Annotated in this window: 10 protein-coding genes; all 10 read right to left on the bottom strand. The window is 70.7% G+C overall.

What is annotated here, in order from left to right; all coding sequences use genetic code 11:
- Positions 1-17 precede the first annotated feature (17 nt).
- Positions 18-1247: a hypothetical protein gene (locus HNR67_RS37775; protein ID WP_185007947.1), complete on the bottom strand. Its 1230-nt coding sequence runs from the start codon at positions 1245-1247 to the stop codon at positions 18-20.
- Positions 1248-1283: 36 nt separating this feature from the next.
- On the bottom strand, positions 1284-2222 hold the full coding sequence (locus HNR67_RS37780; RefSeq protein ID WP_185007949.1) for a hypothetical protein: 939 nt from the start codon (positions 2220-2222) through the stop codon (positions 1284-1286).
- A 44-nt stretch (positions 2223-2266) separates the two neighbouring features.
- Positions 2267-2752, bottom strand: a complete 486-nt coding sequence (locus tag HNR67_RS37785; protein ID WP_185007951.1) for a type II toxin-antitoxin system RatA family toxin — start codon at positions 2750-2752, stop codon at positions 2267-2269.
- Between the two features lies 1 nt (position 2753).
- Entirely contained in the window at positions 2754-4034 is a 1281-nt protein-coding gene (locus HNR67_RS37790; RefSeq protein ID WP_185007952.1) for an aspartate aminotransferase family protein, read from the bottom strand.
- A 16-nt stretch (positions 4035-4050) separates the two neighbouring features.
- Entirely contained in the window at positions 4051-5181 is a 1131-nt protein-coding gene (locus HNR67_RS37795; protein WP_185007954.1) for an acyl-CoA dehydrogenase family protein, read from the bottom strand.
- Positions 5178-6782, bottom strand: a complete 1605-nt coding sequence (locus HNR67_RS37800; protein ID WP_185007956.1) for an aldehyde dehydrogenase family protein — start codon at positions 6780-6782, stop codon at positions 5178-5180. The genes HNR67_RS37795 and HNR67_RS37800 overlap by 4 nt, the downstream gene beginning before the upstream one ends.
- An 89-nt stretch (positions 6783-6871) precedes the next feature.
- The gene (locus tag HNR67_RS37805; protein WP_185007958.1) at positions 6872-7240 is read right to left on the bottom strand and encodes a helix-turn-helix domain-containing protein; all 369 of its coding nucleotides are present in this window, start codon (positions 7238-7240) and stop codon (positions 6872-6874) included.
- Positions 7241-7510: 270 nt separating this feature from the next.
- On the bottom strand, positions 7511-7819 hold the full coding sequence (locus HNR67_RS37810; protein ID WP_246492686.1) for a hypothetical protein: 309 nt from the start codon (positions 7817-7819) through the stop codon (positions 7511-7513).
- 326 nt (positions 7820-8145) lie between these two features.
- Positions 8146-25662, bottom strand: coding sequence for a WXG100-like domain-containing protein (locus HNR67_RS37815; protein ID WP_185007962.1), 17517 nt, complete (start codon positions 25660-25662; stop codon positions 8146-8148).
- 41 nt (positions 25663-25703) lie between these two features.
- Entirely contained in the window at positions 25704-26771 is a 1068-nt protein-coding gene (locus tag HNR67_RS37820; RefSeq protein ID WP_185007964.1) for a hypothetical protein, read from the bottom strand.
- Positions 26772-26804 lie beyond the last annotated feature (33 nt).

Raw genomic sequence — 26804 nt, forward strand, 5'->3', positions numbered from 1 at the left:
GGACACCAACCGGGCAGCTAGCGCGCTCGGCTCGCCGGTGGGCTGAGCAGCGTGCTGTGGTGGAAGCCGAGCCGGGGATCGCTCCACCACCGCAGCCCGGTGTCGAACTCCTGGAGTTCAGGCATCCGCACCTGGAGCCGAACGGTGTTCTCCGGATAGTTGTATACCGTGATCGTGTTCAGTCCCCGGTTCGCGGTGAACAAGAGTGACTGATCGGCGGATAGCTGGCAGGCGTAGACCGAGTCGATCATCGCGCCCCTGGACACCCGCAGCGCGCGCAGGTAGTGGTGGCCACCGGTGACGAAGGATCCCCTGGTCAGGGTGTCCACCGCGGTGCGCAGCACCTGCCGTCCGGCACGCAGCTTGCTGCGCAGGCTGGGCTTCTCATCCAGCACCCGGTAGTTGGTGAAGCTGTCCAGGTCGATCATCACGATGGTGCCGCTGGCGCCGTTGCAGTAGATGAGTTCGCGGTCGGAGATGCACACGTCGGAGTTGATGTGCGCGGGCGTGTCGTGCCCCGCGGTCCAGTGCCGCAGCACCTGGCCGGTCTCCGCGTCGACCTCGAAGGCGTATTCCTTGAACTGGGCGATGCTCCACTCGTGCCAGTCCCGGCCGTCCTGCGGCTGCACCCGGAAGGACAGCGCGTAGAACCGGTCCTCCACCGGGTGACAGACCACGTGCCAGCAGGTCGCAGGCAGCTGCACCCGGCGGGCGGTGCGGGTGTGCAGGTCGAAGATGCCGACCTCGCACGCCTCGCCCCGCCCCGGGTGGTCCATGCCGCCGTAGACCAGGTACCGGCCGGAGGCGGAGGTCTTCATCGCGTGCGGCAGTTTGACGCCGTGGTCGCCGAGCCGTTCGGCCTTGTCGAGACGTTCCAGATCGGACAGCCACAGGCCGTCGCCCATGGCGGCGACGGCCTGGGTGTCGTTGATCCAGGCGACGTGCGTGCTGCCCTTGATGGAGGAGTCGGTCGGCTCGAAGCGCAGCGTGGAGATGCGCTGCACCTCCTCCAGGGTCTGCGCGTCGTAGAACATCAGGTGCTGGCCGGTGCTGCCGAGGAAGCCCACCCGGTTGTCCGGGCTGACACTGACCGCGTGTCCACCGGCCATGCCGTCGAAGTACTCGACGTTGTAGGCGTAGCGCCCACTCACCGGGTCGTACCGGAAGACGCAGACCCCGGCCCGGCCTTCCAGCCCGTTGAGGCCATTGCCATCCAGGGCGATGTGGAACGCGTACGGATAGTCCATCGCGGGCTCCGTCCTCTCAGCTCGACGTGGGAGCGCTCAGCGGCGCTTGGCGCGGCGGGTGCGGCGCAGCAGGTACAGACCGGCCAGGGCGACCCCGGCGAGCTTCACCGCGCGCGGGACGCCGGTGCTCTCGCCGTTGCCGGGGCGGCCGATCGCGATCTCCTTGCCCTCGTAGACCCGGAGCAGGTTGCCGTAGGTGGTGTTCCAGAAGGAGCGGTAGGCCGCCTCGGTGAGGGTGTCCCGGAACCAGATCCAGCGGTCCAGCCCGAACATCTGCATGATCCGCGGCCGCGGGAACACCTGGTGCGCGACGAAGACGACCTTGGTGTGGTTGGAGCCGGGGATCCGGCTGATCGCCATGTAGCTGTCGTCGACCGAGGTGGACAGGTTGGGGCTGCACACGGTGCGCATCCAGTTGCGCTGCTCGTCCGGCCCGTACTCGGCGAACTCCAGCTTGTAGACGTCCAGCTCGTCCTTGCCGAGGAAGGCGGTGTAGGTCGGCTGGGCCAGTGCGGCGATCCGCTCGATCTGCAGCGTGGGCCTGCCTTCGGCGTCCCGGTGCAGCACCTGGGTGTTGATGCCGAGCACGTCCTTGAAGCAGTCGCCGACCCGGCTGATCTCGACCTTGGAGACGAAGTCGTCGTAGTCGATGTCGACGGTGCGCACGCCGTAGAAGTAGACCTCGGTGCGGCCGTGGATCCAGCGCATGCCGTCGGCGGTCAGCGGCACGTCCAGCAGCTGCTTCTCCACCTTCTCGGTGGAGTCGGTGTCGTAGACGTACTCCGGGTTGCGGTACTCCTCCAGGTCCAGCCGGACCGGCAACCGCTTGCGGGACAAGGTGTTCTTGGCGAACATGATCTGGGCCGCGCGGAAGATCTTGCGCGGGGCGAGGTCGGTGAGCAGTTTGCCCTGCGGCACCGTGTTCGGCGCGCTGTGGTGCGCGTAGAGGGCCTCCGCGGACCGGTCGGTGCTCATGATCGATTTCCTCCAGCGGGTGGTGGTGGTTGGTCGGGACGCGCTCAGAGCGGGACGGCGGCCGCGCGGACGGGGACCGGGGCGTCCTTGGGGAACTCCACCCGGTCGCCGAACAGGCCGATCAGCACCAGCTGCACGACGTCGGTGAGCAGTCGTTCGGCGACCGGTTCGACGATGCTGGCCAGGGAGGGCACGCCGAAGTCGAAGTCGGCGATCAGCGCGGTCTTGATGCCCTCGGGGGTCTGTTCCAGGACCCAGCCGCCGTAGAACTCCTCGAAGTCGCCCTCGGTCTGGATGAAGTCGAGGCGCATCTCCTCGCGGCGGAACCAGTCCTGTTCGGTCCACTGCAGCAGGCCGTTGCGGAACTCGACCACCCAGCTGCTGTAGGAGGGCCCGCCGTCGCTGCGGTGCATCTCCACCTTGCGCACCACGTCGACGAGTTCGGCGTAGTGGCTGAAGTCGGCGAGGGTGTCGAAGACGGTGTCCGGGTCGGTGTCCCGGATCAGGGAATGGATCTCTACGTGACGCACGTCAGCTCGCTCCTACTGAGTCGGCGGTCGGGTAGCGCGCCGCGACCTCGGCGCAGGCGCCGTCGAAGGCGGAAAGCAGGAACTCGATGCCCTCCTCGCTGATCACCGCGGGCGGGGTGAACCGCAGCACGGCGCCGGCGTTGAGGGAGTAGTTGACGATCAGGTGCCGGTTGACCATCTCCGAGAGCAGCGCACCGGCCAGGCCCGCGCCCTTGAGTTCGACGCCGATGAGCAGGCCGACCCCTCGGACCTCGGTGACCAGCTGCGGGCAGCGGCGGGCGACGATCTCGCGCATGCCGGTGAGCAGCACCTCGCCCACCTTGCCCGCCCGTTCCACCAGGCCGTCCTGCTCGATGGCCTCGATCGCGGCGCGGGCCGCGGCCATCGCGATCGGCGCGCCGGAGAAGGTGGAGGTGTGGATGAACGGGTCCCGGTTGAACGCGCGGAAGGCCGCCGGGGTGGCGATCATCGCCGAGACCGGCACGATCCCGCCGGAGAGTCCCTTTCCTGCCAACAGGATGTCCGGGGTGACGTCCTCGCGGTCGGCGCCCCACCAGTGCCCGAGCCTGCCCATGCCGGTCTGGATCTCATCCAGCACCAGCAGTGCGCCGTGCTCGTCGCAGAGCGCCCGCACCGCGCCGAGGTAACCGGCGGGCGGGATGCGCACGCCGCCCTCGCCCTGGATGGGTTCGAGGATGACGCAGGCGTCCGGGCCGCCCTTGGCGAGTTCGCTAGCCAGTGCCGCGGCGTCGCCGAAGGGCACGTGGCTGACATCGGGCAGCAGCGGCCGGAACGGGGCCTGGTACAGGTCGTTGCCGGTGACCGCGAGCGCGCCGAAGGTCTTGCCGTGGTAGCCGCCGACGGTGGAGATGAGCCGGGTCTTGCCCAGGGTGCGGGCGAGTTTGAGCGCGGCCTCGGTGGCCTCGGTGCCGGAGCCGGCGAAGTGCACGTGCTCAAGGCCCTCCGGGGTGACCCTGGCCAGTGCCTGCGCTGCCCGCGCCGCGGTCGGTTCGAGCAGGATGCGGGAGGCGATCGGGCTGGTCTGGATCTGCCGGATGACCTCGGCTTCCACGTGCGGGTGTCGGGCGCCGTGGATGAGCACGCCGTAGCCGCCGGCGTTGAGGTAGCGGCCGCCGTCGGAGGTCTCGATCCACTCCCCGCGCGAGGACATCTCCATCTGGGTGCCGAAGACCTCGGAGATCTTGGCCCGGCCGCGGGAGAGGTTCTTGCGGTAGAGGTCGAGCACCTCCGGGTAGCCGGGTTCGGTGCTGGTGCTGGACATGTGGCTCCCTGGGGTCTCAGTCGAGGACGACGGGACGCCCGGAGAACCACCCGAGCAGGGCGTCGGCCGAGCTGTGCCGGGACGGTGGGTGGAAGCCGATGGCGTGCACGGCCGCGGAGAGGTAGGCGACCTCGGAGGATCGGATGTAGGCCATGCCGCCCAACAGCTCCACCGCCGTGGCCGCGGTGGAACGGATGGTGTCGGCGATGGTGAACCGGGTGATCAGCGCGCGGGCCAGGCCGTCGTTGCCGGCGTCGCCCTCATCCAGGTTGCGGGCCGCGCCGTCGAGGGTGAGCGCGGCGCCCTCCACCGCCATGGCCAGCCCGAGTCGTTCGTGCGGGGTGCCCTTCTCCGCGTCGAGCACCCGTTCGACCAGTGCCATGACCGTGCCCAGGTAGCAGGCGGTGACCAGCAGCTCGAACCAGACGAAACCGAGCGTCTGCAGGTCGTCCAGCTCGCCGTCCAGGCCGGTGCGCAGTTCGACGATGAGGTCGGGGTGCACCTCGACGTCTTCCAGGATCAGCGTGTCCGACTCCGCGCCCGCCAGTGCCCAGGAGCCCCAGAACGGGGTGACCGAGATGCCGGGTGAGGCAGCCGGGATCATCGCGATCGCGGTGACGGTGCTGCCGTCGGGCTGTTCCAGGGCCACGCTCGCGGTGAGCAGGTCCATCGACCGGGACAGGCTGCACGGCTGCTTGCGGCCGCTGATCCGCCAGTTGGTGCCGTCCCAGACGCCCTTCATGGTCGGGGCCAGGATCCCTTGCGCGGTACGGCCTTCGGCGAATCCGGAGGCCATCAGCCGCTGGTCGGTGGCCACCCCGTCGAGCAGCATCCACTCGAAGCCGGTGCTGTGCTCGGCCAGCGCGACCAGGCTGGCCAGGGAGAACTGGTGCATGGTGGTGGCAACGGCCAGCGAGGGCGAGCGCGCGGCCAGTGCCCTGGTGACCCGGACCGCGTCCACCGCGGTGGCCCCGCCGCCGTTGTGCTTGGCCGGGATGAGCAGTCCGGGACCGCCGGCGGCACGGAACAGTTCGATGCCGGGTCCGCCGGGGGATTCCAGGTCCAGCAACGGGATCGCGGCGAGTTTGCCGTCCAGACCGGGCAGGAATCGTTCGCAGGTCTGGCGTTCCTGGTCGAGCAGTCTCATCGAGTCGCCTCCGGTGCGGCTCCGGTCTCGAACACCGCCAGGCGCGGCTGCACGCCCTCGGCGATGCTGATGCCCTGCAGGTGCGAGGTGCGCAGCAGTGGGTAGTTCAGTTCGCCGAAGGGGCCGCCGGTCAGGCCGGTGCCGCCGTGGCTGGCCAGGTAGGGCACGAACCCGATGTGCGAGTCGTTGACCTTGAGCAGGCCACCGGTGTTGACCCGGTTGGCCACCGCCTCGATCACCTCGGGGTCCTTGGCCCACAAGGAGTTCCGCAGGCCGTACTGGTTGGCGTTGAGGAAGGCGATGGCCGCATCCAGCAGGGTGCCGTCGTCGGTCTCGGGGACCACGATGGGCAGCAGCGGGAAGAAGGTCTCCTCGCGCACCGCGGTCAGCTCGCGGGCGCCGTCGAGGCCGTCCACCCGCAGCACGGTCGGGGCGATGAACGGGCCGGTGTCGGTGGCGGAGCCGTCCAGTTCCAGGCGGTGCCCGCCGGTGATCACCTCGGCGCCTGCGGCGACGGCCTCCTTGAGGCAGGCGAAGTACTCATCCGGCCGCATCACCGGGGAGAGCAGCACCTCGGGGTCGTCCGGGTAGCCGGGGCGGATCTTGGCGACCAGCGCGGTCAGCTTGGTCAGCAGCGCGTCGGCGATGTCGGGGTGCGCGATGGCGTACTTGGGCACCATGCAGATCTGACCGGAGCCGAAGAAGCACTCGGTGAGCGCCTCGGCGGCCAGGTCCAGGTCGGCGTCCTTCCACACCAGCACGCCGTCGTTGCCAGCCAGCTCCAGGATCGGCTTCTTGCCGCGGGCGACCGCCTCCTGGCCGAGCTGGATGCCGCGTTCACTGCCGCCGAAGAAGAAGATGTCGTCGACCAGTGGGCTGTCCAGCCACTGGCCCATGATCTTCTTGGGCTGGCCGCAGACCAGGCTGAGGGTGCCGGGCGGGGCGCCGAGTTCCTCCAGGATGGGCGCGACGATCTCCCGCCAGCCGAACATCACGCCGTAGGGCGAGCTGCGCGGGGCCTTGACCACCAGCGCGTTGCCAGCCACCAGTGCGGGCACGCCGAGGAAGGAGTTGGACGCGGCCGCGTTCTGCGGCGGGCTCAGCACCACGACGCCGTCGGGCTTGCGCACCAGTCGCAGCTTGCGCGGGCCGACCTGGTGCTCCTCGTGCAGCTGCCTGCGCCACAGGTCCAGGTTCTCCTTGGTGGCGGCCTGCTGGATGCCGGCGATCTCCCATTCGGCGAGCTTGCGCGGGTGCCCTTCGGCGACCAGGACGTCGATGAACTCCTCGCGCCTGCGGGTCACCTCCTCCTGCACCCGCTGGGCCAGCAGCAGCCGGGTCTCCAGCGGGAAGGCGCCCCAGACCGGGGCCGCCTCCCTGGCCTTGACCAGGGCTTCCTGCAGGTGCTCGTCGCTGGTCACGGCGCAGCGGGCGGTGACGTTGGGCAGTTCGGCCCCGTCGTCGCGGCTGCCGCGTTCCAGTTCGCGCTTGACCTTCAGGTTCGACATGAAGTCGTTGAGGAATGCGTTGGCGTTGATGGTGTAGACCCAGGAATCTCCAGGGTAATCCGAACCGGCAATATAGGAACTGTAGGAACGCATCCCAAGAGACCCCCGTCCACTCGCGTGACTCCGCAAATATCTGACTAAGCCTGACCGGAGACCCGACTCCGGCTCAATAGAACTTTGGTTCAATAGCGGTTCCGGCAGCCCTGGGCCGGGTGGCCGCAATTTGTGGACACCCCCGGAAGGGCGTCGTCGAAGGTCAGCTGGAACATCAGCGAGACCAGCCCGGCCTGTAGCCGCGACTCCACCAGCAGCTTGGCCATCACCTGGGCGACGTGTGCCTTGACCGTCCGCTCGGTCACGCCCAGCCTGCCCGCGATCGCCCGATTGGACGCACCACTGCCGAGGCGGAGGAACACTTCCAGCTCGCGTGCGGAGAGCTGGTCGACCCGGTCCAGCAGGACCGGCCATGAGGTCGAACCCGCGGGCAGCTCCAGGCCGAAGCCCGCGCTGGTTGGGCGTACGGCGGTGCGGTCGGAGACGTCAACGGTCACAGTGGGCCCTTCGCTTCGGCAACACACGTCGATGGTCTGAAACAAACAGACTTCAGGCGTCCCGAAACGAAAAACTGTCGTACACATTCGGGCGCCGGGCGGAGATCCACAACATAATCGCCACCACCGACAGTCCGTGGGCACTTTGGCCGGACTGACCCCGCAGACAGCGGATCACGACCTTTTGGCCGCCCTTTTGGGCAGCCGGAATAATAACTTGAATATTTGTGAAACCAGTGTAACGCCGAAATGACGGGAAAACTACCCTGGTCAGCTCGCCCGCGGTGTGAGCACAAAACCGACGGCGCGGTGCACGGTCTCGGCCGCCACCGGGGCGGCGGCCGGGCCCTGGGTCCGAAGGTGCGCGAGCAACTCCGGCTCCGGGAGGAGTCCGTGCCGCTGAAGGTAGTAGGTGATGGTGTCCGTCCACACCCATCGTCCGTCTGTCAAGAAGTTGACAGGCACCACCGCGGTACGCCCCGGATCGAGCACATCGTCCAGCAGCGTCGGCGTCACCAGCACCGGAGTGCCACTGTCCAGATAGTCAGCGATGGCCTGCCCCTCAACAGGATCCGCCACCCGAGGATGGTCAACGGCGAACCCAGGACCGCTCACCGGGTCCACATGATCAAACACCCTGGCCAGGACAAATTCCGCAGCAGTGGTCACCCCACCAGCACACCCCACCACCCCACCCCAGACCACGCAGGAGCACAGGCAGAACCGATCAGCAGTTCCCCACCCCACCGTGTTGGCCGTTCTCGTACGGTGTGTTGGCCGAACTGGACGGTGTCTTGGCCGTTCTGGACGGTGTGTTGGCCGGAGGGTGTACCAGTTCGGCCAACACTGGGTACGAGAACGGCCAACACGCCGGCGGGGTGTGGGTCGGGCTGGTGACCGCTGGCTTAGCGCGGGAACAGGTAGGGCCAGGAGGTCCTGAGGTCGTCGAGGGGCACCGCCGTGCCGGGGCGTTTGAGCCGTTGCACGACCTCGATCAGGCGGTTCAGCTCCTCGTTGTGCACCGGGGCACCGGCCGGCCGGTGGTCGAGGTCGCGCAGCAGGTCGGCCAGGTGGTCGCGGCTGATGCCGCCAGCCAGGTCGGTGCTGCGGCGCACAGCGGTGAGCCGGTCGAGGGTGAGTGGTCCGGTGAGTTCGTCGGCGAGCAGGCCGAGCCGCCAGGCGGCCAGGCCGTCCTGCCGCCGGGACTGGCCTGCCCACACCGCGTCCAGGGCAGGGCGGGCGTGGCCGACGCCGAGCTGCCTGGCGAGTCCGGCCAGGTCGGCGCGGTCGGCGGGGGCCGAGCCGGTGAGCGCGGACAGTGCGGTGCGGACCCGGTCGGCCCGCTGCCGGGCGGTGCGGTGGTCCGGGTCGGCGGGCGGCGGGAACTCCGGTTCGGGTTCGGCGGTCTCGACCAGGAGGTGCTCCGACAGCTGCTCGCGGCGGGTGACGTGCAGCTGGGTGCCCGGCGGCAGCAGCACCTCGTCGGGGGCTCCGGCGAAGATCGAGATGTCCTTGGCGGCCCGGCCGGTGAGTTCGGCTCGGAGCAGCATTCCGTTGGGCGGCAAGGCTTCCTCGGCCCGTTGGCGGGACCGGGTGACGCCGTGGCCCGGTTGCAGTGGGCCGGTGCGCGGGCCGCTGTGCCAGACCGTGCCGCGCACCGGGGGCAGCAGCGCGAGGGCCTCGCGGACCAGCTGGGCGTGCCGGTCCGGGCCGCCGGTGCGCAGCTGCGCGGTGATCGTCTGGTGCGCCGGGCCGCGGTAGGCGCGCAGGGCGGCCACGTGCGCGGGTGCGAGCAGTGCCAGGACGTCCGCGGCGGTGAGGTCGTTGCGGGCCAGCCAGGTGCGCACCGCCGGCTCCCCCGCCACGTCCCGGAAGCGGGCCAGGCTGTGCCGGGCGACGGTCGCCTCGGCCGGGTCGGCCTGCGCCAGGTACACCGCCTCGTGCGGCAGCAGGCCGTCGGTGCCGGGCAGGGCGCGCAGCTCGGCCAGGCTGATGCCGGGCAGGCTGCGGTACATGGTCGCCGCGTCGGCGAGGTCCACCCCGGGCAGTGGGAACACCAGTCCGGCCCCGGCCAGGATCTCGTAGGCGGAGTGGTCCCGGCCGGTGAGCATCCAGCCGAGCAGCGCCTGGGTGAACGCGGCCGGGTCCTGGCCGGGAATCCCCAGCAGCAGTGCGGCATTGGCCATCTTGGCCGCGGTGCCGGAGACCCCCGCGATGAGCCGGAACCCTTGTGCGGTGCGGTCCCGGTGCCAGGCCGAGGTGGTGTCGAGATCGAGGGCTTGCTGACCGGAGACCCAGCTCAGCGGGAGTTCGGGGCCGGAGTGACCGGGCAGTGGGTCGCCGAGTGGGGAGACCAGGCCGAGCAGCGGCGAGAGGCCGGGGTTACGCAGCAGGTAGTCGAGTTCGCGCTGGCTGAGTTCGATGCCCAGCTCGCGCAGCTCACGCGGGGTGCGGGTGAACCGGGCGTCCAGCCGGCGGTCCGGGCCGCCGTTGCGGCGGGCACGCAGGCTGGTCAGGTACTCGCCACCCGCGCCGAGCCAGTCGGGGCTGGCCGCGAGCACGTTGCCACCGGCGAAGACGTCCAGGTCGAAGGTGCGGCCGAGGGTCTCCGACACCACCCCGGCGAGCCGGTGCAGCACCGGGCGCAGCGGGCCGTTGAGGTAGGCAGCCTGGGCGCGCAGCGCGGGCAGGTTGAGGCCGAGTTCCCTTGCCCGGTCCCAGTTCTCGGTGCGCACCAAGGTGTTCAGCAGTGGTTGCAGGCCGAGCGGGGATCCGGCGAAGTAGGCGGCGTTGTAGAAGGCGGTCATCAGCTCACGCAGGTTGCCGGTGCCGATCAGCTCGGCGAAGCCCTCGGCGGTGAGGTGGCCGAGCTGCCCGGCCGAGCCGGGATCGCCCTTGAGGAAGGCCCGGTGCACGTCGGCGCGGTCGGGGTGGGCCTGGCTGAGCACCTGGTGCAGCCGGTGCAGTCCGGCCCGCGCCGCCGCTATCGCCCCGACCGAGTGGTAGGCGTGCTGCCCGATGGCGTCCTCGAAGCGTTCCGCCCGGTCCGGGTAGCCGGGGTCGCGGTACAGCTCGCCGCCGAAGGCCACGGTGCCGGGAATGTCGGTGAGCACGGCGGAATCGGCGACCTGGTGCAGTCCGGCGGGCAGTTCGCCGGGTGGCTGGTGGTGTTCGGCCAGGTAGGCGCCGATCTTGGTGTGCAGGATGTCGCCGTTGGGGGCGGGCCGGAACCACATCCAGTTGCCGCCCCGCACGTAGGCCGGTCCGATCGCGTCGGCGCCGACGGCCGGACCGGCGATCAGCTCGCCGGTGCTGCCCGTGGGCAGGAACCAGACCGGTCCGGTGGGCGCGTAGACCTCGGCGCGCAGCGAGTCGCCGGTGCTGAGGTTGTGCTGGTGCAGGCGTTCGGCCAGGGCCGCGGCGACCGAGTTGGCGGTGCCCAGCGCGGCGGCGCAGGAGACCAGCCGGATCGGCCGCTGCCCGTCCCAGAGACCGTTGTCCTTCAACGTGATCAGCAGGCGGCCGAGCCGGGAGCCGGTGACCGGCATGCCGTTCCAGCCGACGTTGAGCCCGCCCTGTCCGGTGTTGTGCACGAGCAGGGTGAAGTAGGTCTGGCTGGGCGGGATGGCCAGCACGGCCTTGGTGAAGGCGTTGCGCTGCTCCGGGGTGAGGCTGGGGTCGTCCAGCAGCACCCGCTGGCCGCCGAAGTCGTTGGCGTGCTGGAGGATCAGGTCGTCCAGGGCGTCCGGCGGGGGTGCCTGGGCGGGCATCGGCTGCTGGTCGGGATCGGACTCGGGGTGCTGGGCCCGCCAGCGCCGGTCCAGGTCGGTCACAGTGACGTTCTCGTTGCGTGCCAACAGGTCGGCGGCAAGGTCCAGGAGTCGGCGCGGACCGTCCAGGCCCTCGTCGGTGAAGCGCAGCGCGTCCAGGGGCCAGACCCGGCGGGCGAGTTCGTTGAGGCGCTTGACGCCCTCGGCGGACTGTTCGGCGAGCACGAACCGCGGCGTGCCCAGGTCGACCAGCGCGCGCATGGCGGTCAGCCGGTCCAGGCTGAGGTCGCGGGCCGGGCCGTCGATCGCGGCGAGCAGGGTGGTCAGGCCCCAGACGTGCCTGCCGTGGTCCGGGCCGGTGACGCCGATGCGTGGCGCGAGTCCGGTCAGGTCGGTGGATTCGCGCACCGGCACGCCGTTGTTGAGCCGGGTCAGCCCGTCCAAGGACCTGGCGCGGATCCGCCGTCGCTCGGATTCGGTTGTGCCGCTCGGGAAAGCCAGGCTGGGGCCCTGTTCGGTGGCGGTGGTCTCCAGCACGTCGCCCTTGGCGAACTGGACGGTGTGCCGCTTGCTCACGGTGATCTTTGCGCCGGGGGCGAGCAGCACCTCCTGTTCGTTCGGCACGGCGGAGAACGGCGCGATGTCGTGCCCGTGTGCCCCGGCGGTCTCGATCTTGAGCAGCACCGGGTGAGCGAGTGCGGTGGCCGGTTTGGCGGTGGCGAAGTTGATCGCGGTGGCCTTGCCGCGGCTGGTGCTGGTGAACTCGGTGAAGGTGATGTCGGTGCGGCCCAGGATCGGCGAGAGCCAGCGGCCGTACCAGGTGCCGGTGTCGCCGACGGAGAAGTCGCCGCGCCAGACCTGGCCGAGTGCGGGCGGCAGCAGCCGCAGCGCGTCCATCAGCAGGTGGCAGTGCAGGGACATCTCGTTGATCAGCGGGTCCAGGTGCGCGTTCACCCTGCCCAGCACGGGTTTGATGAACTCGGGCCAGTCCGGGCTGTCCAGCGCCGGGACGGCCTGGTTGAGCAGCTGCGCCACCACCGGATCGGATTGCAGGGCCATCGGCCAGGCGTCGGGCTGGCGGTTGCGCACCATGTTGGTCAGCTGCACCGCCATCACCTGCCGCTGCCCGATCGGGGCCCGGAGCAGGGCGTTCATCAGCGGGAAGCTGGTGTCGGTGTAGAGGGAGAAGGCCAGGAAGTGCGCCAGGCCCAGCCGGTCGAGCAGGGCTTCGGCGGTGAGGTCGTGCCGCAGCAACCAGCTCCCGGCCAGCCGGTGCGGATCCGGTGTCGGGTGTTCCTGGCCGACGTTGTTCCGCCGCCACTCGGAGTCGCCGAGCAGGTGCGGCCGGGCCTCGCCGAGTCCGCCGGTGCGGGCCAGGTGCAGGTAGAGCTGTTCGTGCGGCGGCCTGCCGAGCTGGGCCCGGTCGGTCGGTGTCAGGCCGGGCAGCTCGCGGTAGAGGATCGCGGCGTCCTCGGTGAGGGTGCGGCCGAGTGCGGGGAAGCTGCCGCTGACCGCGGCCGCGGTGAGCACCTCGTGCAGTGAGTGCTCGCCGGTGGGCAGCAACCAGCCGAGCAGCCCGTGCAGGAACCGCTCCGGATCTCCCGCGTCTCTACCGACCAGTCGGTAGGCGTACATGGCCTTGGCCACGTTCAGCGCCGCCCCGCCGGTCAGCCGGATCCCGCGGGCCTGCGCCAGGTGGTGCCGGGCGGTGTCCCGGTCCAGCTCGACCTTGGCCGGGCGCGGCACCCAGCGCAGGGTCCCGTCATCGAGGCCCTGGCGTTCCCTCGCACTCGGCACCACCCCACTCCCGTCCAGATCGGCGCTGGTCAGGCGGCCGGGGCGCCAGTCGGGTTCGGCCAGTTCGGTGGTGCGCCACAGGTCCGCGGCGAAGGCCCCCGCGTCCGCTTCCCAGCCCTCGGCCCTGGTGAGCAGCGGCCGGATGAGCTGTGCGATCTCCAGTGCCCTGGCCGCCCGATCCTGCCCCGACGGCCAGGCCGAGGGCACGGCCTGGTGCGGATCCGCCTCCCGGACCACCGCGAGCACGTGCTCGATGCCCCGTTCCCGGTGCTCGGCCTGCGCCTTGAGACAGTCCACATCCAGCCCGAGCCGCTCGGCGAGAGCCCAGTTCCTGGTGCCGATGATCGGGTTGAGCACCCCGGCCAGACTCAGTCGACCGCCTTGGAAGGCCACGTTGAGCACGGCGGCCGCCAGCTCCCGCTGGTTGCCCTGGGCGGCGATCTGGGCGAGTTGAGCCGTGCTGAGCCCGCGATCCGGCTCGCCTAGCACGGTCGGATCCCCACCGGCGAACCGCGCGCACAACTCCGGCCCGGTGGCCCTGGGCAGCAGGCTTACCAGGCGCTGCAAGGTGTTCCGCAGTTCGGTGGTGGCCGCCGGATCGTGGAAGAAATGCGCGCCCAGCGCGGATTCGTAGTCGGCGACCCTGGCGAGGTAGTCCGGATGCCGGTAGAGCGCGCCTTCCTCGGCGGTGATCCCCAGCCGCACGGCCCCGTCCAGATCACTGACCGGGAGTTCCGCTGGCTCCGGATCAAGTTGCGCGCCAAGGGTTTCGACCTGGTCGTTGGCCAGCCGGACCCAGGTGCCGCCCGGTTCGAACGCGGGCCTGCCGGTGGCGTCGACGCCGACCCCACTGGCGACGATGAGCTGCCCGGTGCCGCCGGGGACGAAGTAGACCGGGCCGTTGGGGGCGAGGGCCTCGGCGGTGATGCCGTGCGCGCGGAGTTCGGCGAGGACCTTGGCGGCGAAGGATTCACGGCCGCCCTGGCCGGCGCCGCAGGAGGCGAAAAGGAGGGGTTTCGCGCCGTCCCAGTGGCCGTCCCGGTGGGCGCGGAGCAGGAGGTCGGCGACGGTGCGTGGGGTCAGGGGGGTGTTGTTGTGCAAGGGATTGCCGGTGGAGTCGCCGTGGGCGAGGAAGGTGAAGTAGCCGTCGTGGGTGGGGAGGTCGGGGAGGGTGGGGTCGGACAGGCGGATGCCGCGGTTGCCGTCGAGCGGGGTGGTGGGGATGGGGGCCGGACGGGGGACGAGGGCGTCGAAGACGGCAGCGCCGAGGGTTGTGTCCACAGTGGACTCAGTGGCGACCGGCGAGGACGGCACGGCAGGCTCGGCGGCGACGGATGCGGTCGGACCGGCGGGCCGGGTGGGCGCGTCCGGTTCGGTATGCGGGGCCGCCGGGGGTGCGGGGGCGTTGGTCGCGGTGGCGGCCGGGTCGGGTGTGATCTCCTGGTCCGGCGTGGTTTCCGACAGGTGGATCACGGTCATCCCCGTCCAGTCCGCCGAGCGCTCGACCTCGTTGACCCGGAAGGACTTCCCTGGCGCCACCACGATCCGCTCCTCGACGGTGTGCGCGGCGTTGGCCTGCACGACGAACCGGACATTGCCGCCGGTCCCGCCGCCGATCAGCACCCTGGGTTCGGTGACAACCCGGCCCGGCCGGTACTCGTCCAGCTCAGCCGCTGATCGCCAGGCCCTGACCTCGATGGTCGCGGGCGCGGCCGGTCGTCCTGCCAGTCGATGGCGGGCCCGGCCCAGTTCGTCGCGGAAGGCGCGGGTGTCCCCCGTGGCCAGGGAGACCTCGATTTCCGGGTCCTCGCCGAGCAACCGGATCATCGAGAGCTGGTTCTCCATGAAGTCCGAAGTGTCCACCGGGCCGGGGAATCCCTGGTACGGCGGGTGGATCCGGGTCGGCGTGGGGTCGAGTTGGCGCAGCGTCACCTCCAGCTGACCGTTGCTCTCCCTGGCACTGGCGACGGTGAACCGGGTGCCGGGTGGCAGCAGGACCTCGCGTTCACCTGCGAAGCGGGACACCGAGGACAGGTACGCGCCGTTGTGCACCTGGGCGGTGACGATCACCTGACGGGTCGGGAACAGGCGTAGTTCGCCTGCCCTGGCCCGGAAAAACCCACGGTCGGTGTAAACGCTGCCCTTGACGAACAAGGCGCGGGCCTCGGCCAGGTCCATGATCTGGCAGCGGGTGGCGATGCCGGTGAAGCGGGTGGGCAGCCGGGTGACGGCGGAGGACAGCAGGCGGATCAGCGGTTCGGTGTAGGCGGGTGCGGGTTTGCCGTTGAAGTGGTTGTCGATGGCCGGGGACAGGGTGTCGGTGTAGGCGCGGACGGCGGCCAGTTCGGCCTCGCCGGTGGCGGCCAGGTTCGGGTGCCGGGCCAGCACCTCGGCGACCTGGGGCAGGTAGTCGGCGAGTTCCGGATGGGCGCGGAACTCGCGTTCGTCGGCGGTGGAGGCGAGGAAGCCCGGACCCGGTTCGGTGACGGATTCCTTTGTGGGCAACGGGTTTTCGCCGAGCAGGTTGTTCGCGCGGTCCCAGAGCAGGTGCAGGTTGCGGGGTTCGAGCACGGCTTCGCCGGTGGTGGCGGCCGCGGTCATCAGGCCGGGTCCGGTGGCGACCCGGCCTGCGCCCGCGCGGTGCTGGAAGACGGCCGGATCGTCGATGTCGTCCAGGTATTCGTCGTGCAGGCCAAGGAAGTGACCGAGTTCGTGGGCGAACTCGATCTCCCTGGCGTCCGCGGGCCAGTGGGTTTGGTCGGCGCGAGTGCCGGGGCTGGTGACGTGGACGACGCCGTGCGCGTCGGCGCGGTCGGTGAACTCGACCTCGACGAGCAACTGTTCGCCACTGGGCAGGCGGTGGCCCTGGTTGAGGTAGCGGTCGGCCGCGGCTTCGACCCTGGCGCGGAACTCCGGGGTATGCGGGCCTTCCAGGTGCAGCCGGACGGTGTGCAGCCGCACCCGGCGACCGGCGACCTCCAGGTGCCGCAGGTCGTAGCCGATCGGGCCGTGCCACGGCCGACCGCCTCGGGTGAGCCCGCCGTCCTCGGAGCTGACGCGGAGCGGCGGGGTCTGGTCGCGCAGGTGCTGGATGTCCTGACAGGACAACGGATCCGTGACACGGTGGTCGGGGGTGACGGCCGGATCGGATGAGCGCCACCACTCCCGGACGGCGTGCTCCCGGGCCCAGGAACCACCGGCCGGACGAGTCGCCGGTCCGGGCGTTCCGCCGACCACGGCGCGCAGTGCGGGATCAATGGGGACCGGGGCGGACAGCAGCAGTCCGACCGCCCAGCGAGCCGCTCGTTCCTCGGTTTCGTTGGCCTGGTTGAGGATGTCGGTGAGTCCGGGCACCGCCTGGCCGAGCCGGGTCAGGGTTCGGATCGGCGGCACGCCGTGCTGGGTGGCGGTGTCGAAGGCCGCGGTGAACTCGCCCGAGGCGGCGAACAGGGCCTCGGACAGGGCATCCGGGTTGCGCAGCAGGTCCTGGAACAGCGGGTCGGCCCGTAGCGCGTCACGCAGGGCCGGTGGCACGTCGAGCAGGCCGAGTTCGACCAGCCTGCGCGGCAGTGGCGCGCCAGGGTCGTAGTCCAGTCCGGCCGCGGCGATCGGATCCTGTCCATTGTGGACGGCCTCGGTGAGGTCGGTCAGCAAAGTCTGGAGCCGTTGCGGGGACAGCAGACTGAGCGTGTTGTCGCGGGACGGGACGAGCGTGGACAGGGTCAGCGCGTCGACGGCCAGGGCACGTACCCGGCGCTTCAACTCGACCTCGCCCGGGGTGTCCAGGGCGGCGGCGAGCAGGTCGGGAGCGTCACCGAGGTCCGGCGTCTCGGGGGTGAGGTTGCCCGTCCCGGCGAGCCGGGAGAACTCGGCCACGGTGGTCAATTCGTTGCCGGACAACGGGTTTCGCGACAGTTCGGTCACCCGCAACGGGTTCTCGCGGCGGGGCAGAGCGGCCGGGACCTCACCGGTGGGGAAACCGGGGCGGGCAATGAGGTGCGGGGTCTGGGCGCGCAGGGTGCGTTCCAGGTCGGTGGGGCCCTGGATCCAGCGGCCCGCGTACGGGGCGGGCGCGCCGATCACGGCCTGGTGCAGGGCCAGTACGAAGTGGGTGCAGTTGTGCCGGGTGAGCTGGTACTGATCCTCCACAAGGGACAGCACCGTGTCCAGGCCACGGATGATGTCGTTGGCACTGGCCGGGAACTCGGCGGTGAAGGTGGCCTCATGGTCCTCCTGACTCAGTGCCCGCACCTCCCCCGGCACCGCCGCCCAGGGCACACCGAGAGACTGGGCGGGCATCAGATCGAGCACGGTAACGCCCATGAACGGGTCCCTGATCTCGGCCCAGGCGTGACCGACGTCCTGGGCAGGCAGGTCCCGCCGCTCGGTCTTGAGCCGCAGCCGGAACACCGGCCGGTCCGCGCCCAGCAGCCGCAGTTGTTCCAGCGCGTCGACGAGCGCGGTGCGTTTGAGGGTGTTGATGAACGCGTTGCGCACCGGCCGGTTCAGCATCGCCTGACCATCCAGCCAAGCCTTGACCGACTGCCCCGCCGGGATGATCGGCGTGCTGGCGGGCCGGGGCGGTTCGGGACGGATCAGCCGCACGGTGGCGGAATCCACGGTCGCGGCGGGGTCGTGCACGGTCTGCACGTCAATGCCGGTCAGGTTGGATCCGGCAGTGGTCAGCGCGGTGCGCACCGCGGCGGTGAGCTGCTGTGCGCGCGGGGCCGCCAGGGCCGTGTTGTCGCCGTGGGTCAGCACGATCTGGATCCGCGGCGGCGGATCGATCGACTCGGTGAGCACCGCGCGGGCGAACCGGTCCAGCGGCGGCAACACGGCGGCCAGCACCGTGTCCTGTCCCAGCTCGAAGCCGATCGCGTCCACGTGCGGCGGCACCCGCTCGACCTCGGCGGCCGGTCCGGACTCGGCCAGCTCGCGCAACCGCCTGCCCAGGTCGTCCGGCCCGTTGGCCAGCCAGCCCGCCGAGGGCGCGGGCAGCCCCGAGACGTGCTGGAACAGGCCACGCGCGAAGTCCACCGAGTTGAAGGACAGCACACGATGCGGGGTGCGCAGGTGCCGCAACGCGAAATCGAAGGCCAGCAACGCATCCTCAGCCGCGACCGGCACCTCGTAGCTCGCGGTCGCGGTGTGCCCGAGGTCCTGGAATCGCGGCCCCTGCCGGTGAAACCCGATCGCCTCGCTCCCCCGCCCCTGCGGCAGCACGAATTCCACCCAGGCATGCCCCCGTGCGCCGAGCAGTCGCCCGAGTCTGGGCGCCGGGCCACCGGGATCGACCGACAGCCGCAGGGTGATCTCCTTGAGCCGCCCCGAACCGGCGGCGAGGCTGGTCCGCACGTGCGCGAGCAACGGTGAGTCAGCCCAGAGATCAGCGGCCTCGCCCAGCAGCACCGCGGTCCGCGACAGCCAGTCCGTGACCTCCTCACCCTCACGCAGGTCGAGGTGCGGGCGGGGCTCGCGGCCGGGTTCGATCAACGCCATGGTCACCGAGCGCCGTCGTACCGCCGGATCGCCGGACACCAACGGCGGCAACGCATTCCGCTCCGCCGCCACCTCGATCACCGGCGCCGGACCGACCAGCGGCCGCAACGCCAGCGACACCGCCTGAGCCCGCGCCCTGCCGGTGTCCACGCCCCCGAACACGGCGTTGCCGTGCCCGGTGAGCCGGATCCGCGCCTGCCCCACGGCCCGCTGTGCGAACCGTTCGAGCACGGCCATCGCCTCGGCGTCCAGTGCGCGCGAGCCCTTGGCGAAGGCGATCACGTTGTCCGGCAACGCAGCCGGGAAGCCCGGGATCTTGACCGCGTCGGCCGGGTGGGTGGCGATCTCGACGAACACCCCGCCCTTGTCCACGTTGATCGCGGCGAAGACCGGCACCAGGTTGATGGTCTGGGTGGGCGCGAAAACCTGCCGCTCATGCCCCCGCTCCACCAGCGCCCGGCGGAAGTCGTAGCCACCCCCGCCCGGCGCGTTCAGCTGCCCGGATTCACAGGCCAGCAACACGATCGGCGCGTCAGGACGGTCCTGGGCGGTCTGCCGGAAGTCCGGATCGGCCAGCACCGCGTCGGCCAGGGTCGCGCCGTCCACCCGGAACGTGCCGCCGGTAGTCCTGATCTTGAATCGCTCGGGACCGGCGTGCAGGTAGACGAAAATCGGCTGCCGGGCGGGATCCTCGTTGTCCCAGGGCGCCGGATGCGTTGTGGCGGGCGAATTCGGGTGCAGCGTGTTGTACGCGCGGACCGGCCGGGTGGTGGTCTTCTCGGCCCACATCCTGGCCACCGACTCGTCGCCCTTCTTGGTGGGCAGCGAGATGCCGAGCGGGACCGTGTCGGCGCCGGTCATCGGATTCCGCTCCACCTCGGCGATCCCGAACAACCGCGGCTTGTTGAGCAGGTTGCGCCCCGGATTGCCCACCGGCCCGTTGATGTTCGGGTTGACCGGCGGCGCGGCGACCCGGTCGTCCGGCCCGACAGTGGCCGGGGTGATGACCTCCGGACTCGGCCCGCGCTGGTCCAGCAGCCACAGGTTGGCCGGGGTGACCTGGGCCGCGTGCTGCCCCATGATGTTGTCGTCGTTGACGATCCGCCCCCGGCCCACGATCGAGGTGGTGCCGTCCAGGTGCCGGACGGTTTTGCCCCGGTGGTGCTGGAAGATGCTCGGATTCTGTTGCGGTCCTTCGTGATACGTGTCGTCCAGCCCGCCGAAGTGCCCGCCGATCTCGTGCGCGAACTGCGCCGAGGTGGCGTCCAGGGGGATGTTGAGCTGGTTGGCCGGGGTGCCCGGCGCGGTGACCGTGATGACGCCGGTGGCCTGGGCCGGATCGTCGGTGAACTCGATGTTGACGTGCAGCTGATCCCCGCGCGGCAACGCGAATCCCCGGTTCCAGAACTGGTCATTGCCGTCCCGGGCGGCCTCTTTGAAGGCGGTGAGGTCGTAACCGCCGGGGTTGTTGAGATGCAGCCGGAAGGTGCGGTCCTGCACGACCTGGCCGGGCCCGAAACTCAGTCGCCGGGTCTCGTAGCCGACCGGGCTTTGCCAGGTGCTGAGGTGGAAGCGGGGTTCGCCGTTCTCGATGGTGATGACGCTGTTGTCGGTGAGGCCGCCGGATTCGGCGCGGTGGCGGTGGGGCGGGACCTGGTCGCGGACGGCGTTGATCCGGGTGGCGGGGACGGGGTTGGCGTGGGTGGCCCAGGTGGCGTCGGGGTGGGTGAGGTCGCGGTCGCTGTGCCGCCAGGACTCGTCGGCGAAGATCCGCGCGCGGTCCAGGGGTGGGGTGGCGGGGGTTTCGGCGGACTCCGGCTCGGTCTGGGGCTCGGTCTGGGTCTGCGACCCGGGCTGAGGCTGAGGCGCGATCGGTGGCACGGTCTCCGGCGACTGCGCGGCCGCGGGCGGCTGTTGCGCGGCGATGTCCGAAGTCGCGGCGGTGTCCGATGCCGTGTCCGGTGTTGTCGCCGGGTCCGATGCCGTTGTGGTCAGCGGGAATCCGGGCGTCTTCGGCACCGAGCGGAACCTCGCCGCCCGGGAGAACTCCCCCAGCCAGGTCTGCTCCGTGTCCGGCGTGACATCCAGCAACGCCATCGCCGCCGTCGGCACGCCGACCTCCTGCCGCGCGCCATCCCGGAACCGGCCGTCGGTCACCCGCCGCACCCGCTCCGCCAACTCGGGCTGACCGGCGAGGAACCCCAGCACCGCCTGCCACACCAGATCCGGCCGCGGGTGCTTGCCCACCGCCTCCTCGACCGCGGTCAGGTGCAGGTCGCCGTCCCGGTTGTAGATGTCGCGCACCAGGGTCTGCACGATCTTCTTGGTCAGGTCCAGGGTGTGCTCGCGGTGTGGTTCCGGGGCGGGCGCGGGCAGTGGCCGGAGCCAGCTCGCGGCGCTGTTCATCACGATGCCGGTGAGCGCGGGGTAGTCCGCGATCCCGTTGGTATAACCCAGTTGTCCGGCCAGGCCGGTGAGCACGTTGGGGCCGGTGCGCCACATCACCGAGTTGCGGTTGACCCGCCCGATCTCGCTGTCGAAGAACCCCGGCGCCCAGCCCGCGATCTCCGCCGGGAACAGCTCGTGCTGGTGGCGGCCGTAGTTCTCTTCGACCGCCGCCAGGTACAGCCGGGCGAACGGGTGATCGCGCGGCAGCACGAACGCCGAGTTGCCGGTGTTGCCCTCCCTGTCCTTGTTGACCGCGAAGCCCGCGGCCGAGGCCGCGATCTCCTCCACCTCGCCCAGGTCCTCCAAGAGGTTGTCGCCGTCGCTGTAGATGCCGCCGAACCGGTCCAGCACCTCCAGCCGCAGGATGTCACTGGCCGCGGCGTAACCCGGTCCGATCTGCTTGCCCGTCTCCACCCGGTAGTACTGCTGCAACCGCATGGGCGCGGCGGAGTTGAACACCTCGTCCACGTTGACCAGCCGGACCTGGTTGTCCCTGGCCCAGTCCAGCATGTCCCTGACCTCGGCGAGTTCGGCCGGTGCACCGGGTTGTCCGGCCGCCTCGAACCGGGCCCTCGGCACATCGGTCCACAGCACGGCGCGGTAGTACTCGGCGTAGCCGTTCGCGGCCGCGCCGTAGTTCCGCCGGAAACCGGCCATGTGCCCGGTGTTACGCAGCGGACCACCCAACCAGATCGCGTGCAGCAACGCGGGCAGCTCACTCGGATTGGGCAACGGCGGCACCACACCCGGCGCCCACTGCGTCAGCGCGTCTACCGACCGTTCGGTAGGGATGACCCAGTCCGCGGGATCGTCCAGCGTGTCGCCGGTCAGCGCGTCGGGCGGCGCGTCCAGGGTCAGGTTGAGGGTCTCCAGGAGTTGCAGCAGCTGGCCGGTGGTGAGGGTGGTCTGGTCGAGTCCGGCGAGGAAGTCCGGCGGGGGTGACGCGGTGCGCAGGTCGAACAGGTCCGGGCCGAGCAGGTCGTGCGGGGTGGGCTCGGGCCGGACGGCGTTGACCAGGTCGGTGATCAAGGCGGCCGCGGTGGGGTAGTCGGCACCCGCGTCGGGGACCGGCGGCTCGACGAGGTCGGGCACCGGCTCGGCATCGGTGGCGGGCTCGACGACCTCGGGCGCGGCATCGACGATCGGCTCAACCGTGGTCGCGGGCTCGGTGGTGACGGCCGTGGTCGCGGCGACGGGGCCACGGTCGAGCACCGACACCGACACCGTCCGGCGAGCCCGGAACTCAGCCCCGCCCCGATCCTGACTCAGCCCACGCCCCGGCCCCTCGGCCAGCACCGGCGTGATCGTCACCCGGTCCGCGATCCCCCGGTCCGCCACCAACCCCGCGAGCCGCGCGACCACCGCATCCAGCCGCTGCTGACCACGCTGCCTCGCCAGTTGCGCCCGCGGGTTGTTCCCCACCCGGCCCTCGACCCGGATCTCCACCACCCGCCCGACCAGCCGGTCGGCCAGCTCGACCAGTCCGGCGATCGCCTGCGGGCCAGGCGAATCCGACTTCGAATCGAACTCGACCAGGGCTCCCGGCAGCGACCCCGGCGCCGGCCTGGTGACCATCCGCTCAGCACCCGCCGCCCCCGGCAACGCGTCCTGCCCCGGATCTGTGAGCCGCGCCAACCCCACCTGGTCCAGCAGAACCCGGTGGATCATCCAGGCATGCCGGGGCAACAACCGCAGCTCACCCTCATCCCCACCCATCAGGCTGCGATCACCGGTCACCACCGCCCCGGCACCGTCATCGGCCCGCCGCAGGAAAACCCGGTCCGGGTCAAGTGATTCGTCCCCCGGCCCGAGGTAGTGGATCAGCTCATGCGCCAGGTCCACCGCGGTCGCACTCGGCTGCCAGGTGGTCTGGGTGGTGCGCTGCCCGGGGTCGACCAGGACGTCGTGCCCGTCGAGGCCCGGGTTGGCAGTGAACTCGACCCGGACGTGCAACTGGTCGCCGTTGGGCAGGCCGTAACGCTGGTTGATCAGGGTGTCCAGGCCGGTCTGGGCGCGGACGCGAAGCTGGTCGAGCTGATCCGGACCGACACCTGCTCCGGGCACCAGGTTGATCGGCACGGTGAACTCGGTGACCCCGCGGCCGTCAACCTCGAACCGGCTGACGCCGTAGCGGATCAGCCCTGTGTACCGTTTGTCCGCCGAGCTGAACAGCGTGGTCAGCACATCGGCGGTCTCGGTGTCCACCGCCCGGCGCGGCGTGGTGGCCCGCTGACCTTCCCAAGCGGTGGGGTCCAACGGCTTGTCCACGGCGAACCAGGGTGCGGTGGTGACCCGGCTGTGCCGCCACGCCGCATCCTCGGGACCGCTCGGCGGAGTGGCCAGCCGGGCGGACTCGGCGTCCACCGCTTCCTCGGCCGCCCGCCACGCATCCCGTTTGCCCTCGACAAAACCCAACCAGGCGGCCCGCAACTCGACCTGGGTCCGAACCACCTCGGCACTCAACGACTCCCGGTCCGCACCCGCGGCGACCGCCAACCGCCGCCGCGCCGCCTCCGCGTTCCGATCCGCGGCGCGCAGGTGATGACCGGCGGTCCCGTCAGAGGTCCGGATCCCGGCGGCCGCCACCGCGGCGGACCAGTCCAGCGACACATCCAGTTCCCGAAGCAACTCCTCGGCCCGCCGGGCCTGGTTCCGGGCGCCGACTTCCGCGTCCCGCAGGGCTTTCGCGGTCCGGGCCGCCCGCGCCTGCCGGGCTTGCAGGGTGCGTGGCACCTTGGTTGCAATGTGGTCCATTGTGGACAGCTCGGGAGTACTGGGGATGGTGAGTGGGAGTTCCGCGGTGGCCAGCAGGGTCGTCGCGTCAGTGGGGCCGGGCTGGAAAGCGACCTCGGCCGCCGGGGTGGCGGGATCAATCGGTGACTCACCGGTGAGGTCACTCGTGGGGGTGAGCGGCGGAGCGGGCGTGGTGGAGTCGGCCGTCAGGACGCCGGTGGTCGGCGAGGGTTGGTCGGAGTTGCCGCCACTGGCCGTCACCGTGGTCGGCGAACTGGTGGCGGCGGTCGGGGCGGTCGAGGGCTGGGCGGAGACCCCGCCACCAGTCGTCACCGTGGACGGCGGACCGGTGGCGATAGTCGGAACGGTCGAGGACTGAGCGGAGACCCCACCACCGGTCGTCACCGTGGGCGGCGAACCAGTGGCGGCAGCCGGGGTGGAGGTAGTCGGAACGATCGGCGGCTGGGCGGAAACCCCGCCACCGGCCATCACCTTGGTCGACGACGTGCCGGTGGCGCTTGGGGCAGCGGCGGTCGCCTTGGCGGGTGGAGCGGAAGAGGTCGTCGTGACCGGAGCAGTCGAGGCGGAGGCGGTCGGCGAAGCCGAGGTGGTGCGCGGCGGTGCGGGCCGGGTCTCGCCCTGCCCCGTCTTGGTCTCGGCGACGGCCCGCCCACCGGCGTTCGTCGCCTTCGACTCCGGCTTGCCCTCCGCGGTCGCCGTGCCGCCCTTGTTCTCCACCCCAACCGGAGCCCCCACCGCCTGCGCAGCAGCCCCCAGCCCCGCCACACCCCCCGTCAACGCCCCAAGCTTCTCCTTCGCCGCATTCACCACCGAATCCAGCGCATTCGTCCCGACATGCTCGATCCCGTGCCCGATCCCACCCATCACCGTGCCGCTCAGGAACCCCATCCCATACTCAGCCGCCCCCACCTCCTGCCCGTCGATCTGCGCCATGACCGCCATCGTCATGACCCCCGACACGCCCTCGGCCAGGAACATCGTGCTGTACATGGCCGCCTTCGCCGCCAGGTTCCCACCCAGGTGGTCGATTGTGTTGCGGGCCAGTACATCCGGCACTTCCTGCGACAGCAACCGCACCGCGTCCTTGCCGAGCTTGCCGGACTGTGGCGCCAGGACATCGCGCAGGCTGTTGCGGAAGGCAGGGGTTCCGTCAAGGCCATGGCGCGCCCAGTTGTCCACAAAGGACTTCGCGTAGTCGCGGCCGAGCTGACGCGCGGTGTCCTCGCCCAGGTTCTTGCCGAAGGCGGCCACAAAACGGTCGCCGGTCTGCTTGGCGAAGTTCTCGATGGACTGCTTGGTGAACGCGGTGGCGGGGTTGCCGAGTTCCTTGCCCGCGCGGTCGGACAGGGTGCGGCCGAGGTCGTTGAGCCAGGTGTCGGCGCCGGGGAGGTCGAGGTCCTTGACCGACTTCTTCAGGTCGTCGGTGGCGAGTTTGCTGTAGTCCTTGCCGAGCAGGCCACCGAGTTTGCGGCCGAGGGCCTCGCCGAGTTCGCCGACCGTGCCGCCGATGACACCGCCGATGACCCCGGAGAGCAGGGTCTGCATGGTGGCCTCGGTGTCCCAGGACTCGCGTTCGCGTTGCAGGCGTTGCACCACGGCGTCGATGATCAGGCCGCCGGAGACGCCGATGAAGACCTCCAGCGTGGCCACCCTGGTGAGCTGTTTGAAGATCGCCATCAGGTACTGGCGGGTGGCGGCGTAGTGCCAGGTGAGGTTGGCCAGCGAGGCGCCGCCGGTGATCGCGGAGAGCGCGTACTCCATGGCGATCTCGTAGGCGAGCAGGAACAGCTGGCCGATCGCGGAGTACTTGGCGTACTCCACCTGCAGCGCGATCTTGCGGCTGCCGTCGGCGATGCCCTTGGCACCGGTGGACAGCTCCTCCAGCAGGTTGGGCGAGCCGTCGGTGAGCGGTTTCATGCTGGTGCGGAACTGTTCCGCGGCACCCATGTCGAAGTGCTGGCGGATCTGCTTCTCGATGTCGGCGATCAGCTGCGGGGTGTCCGCGTACTTCCGCGCCACCTGGTCGTAGTCCTCGCCCAGCCGCCGGAACCGGTGCTGGTTGGCGGCAGGCCAGGACATGCCGAGGATTTCCAGGAGGGTTCGGGCCCAGGCCGGCACATCGCCGAAGTCTCCGCCGTCGAACTTGCTGGGCACCGAACCTCCACAGTGGACCTGAGCCTGGACCTAGGCGGTGATCACGCCTGGCACTGGGCCTTCACCATCGCCGCGGCGTGGTGCGCGTACGTCTTGCCGGAGCCGTCCCAGTCCTTGCCCCTGGTGAGCAGCTGGACCGCGAGCTTGGCCCCGTTCACCCGGAACTGGCCGACCTGCACCCATTTGCCGCGCTGGGCGACCTGGTTGACCTGGAAGCTGCCGATCGGGCTGCCCTTGCCGATCTCGAACCGGTCGAACACCCGGTAGGAGGTCGGGCTGCCGCCGACCTGGGTGGCGTTCCCGTTGGGCACGAACACGAACACCGTGCAGTTGCCGGTGGTCACCGGGCCGGTGTTGAAGGTCCACAGCCCGTACGCGCTGCTGTCGTCCTTGTTCGCGTCGCCGGACATCGGCACTGAGACGTAGGAGGTGCCGCAGCCGCCGTTGCCCTGGTCGACCCAGCCCGCCTTGCCGTCACGGTAGAACCCGACCCCGGAAAACCTGGTGCTGCCGGCACATCCCGGCCCGGCCATGCCCTCGTAGGTGGGCGCCTGCGCCTTGTGCGGCTGCTGACCCTGTTGCGGGGGCGGGGGTGGCGGGTTGCCCGCTGGCGGATTCCCCGGTGCGGCAGGGGTTCCCGGGTTGGCCGACTCACCGGACTTCTGCTCCGGCTGACCGGGCTGGCCGGTGGCGGGCGGGCCCGGTGGCGGCGGGGACGGCTGGGCCAGGGTGGAGCCGGTGACGTTGTCGACGGTGGGATCGGCCACTCCCGGCACAAAACCGTTGGCGGGCTGACCTGCCTGGGCGTACCCGGTGGGCGCCGGGCCCTCGCCGGGGCCGTTGTCCTCCAGCAGACCGCTGAGGCTCATCGGCAGCGCGACCAGCACGGCGCCCGCGACCGCCGCCGCGACGATCACCGGTTTGGACACCTTGCCGGGCGCCGATCCGCTGACCGCGGTGCCGCCCTCGACCACCGGCGGCACGGTCCCGGCCGCCTGGGCCTTGGCGGCGACCGGCGCGGTCGCCACGGTGGTCTCCGCCGGCGCGGCGGGTGCTGGTTCCGGGGTGCTGACCGCGACGCCGGTGGCGGCCTGGCTCTCGGTGGACATGGTTGGTTCCCGCTCTCTGTGCTGAATCTGTCT

Source organism: Crossiella cryophila (assembly GCF_014204915.1).
GTDB lineage: Bacteria > Actinomycetota > Actinomycetes > Mycobacteriales > Pseudonocardiaceae > Crossiella > Crossiella cryophila.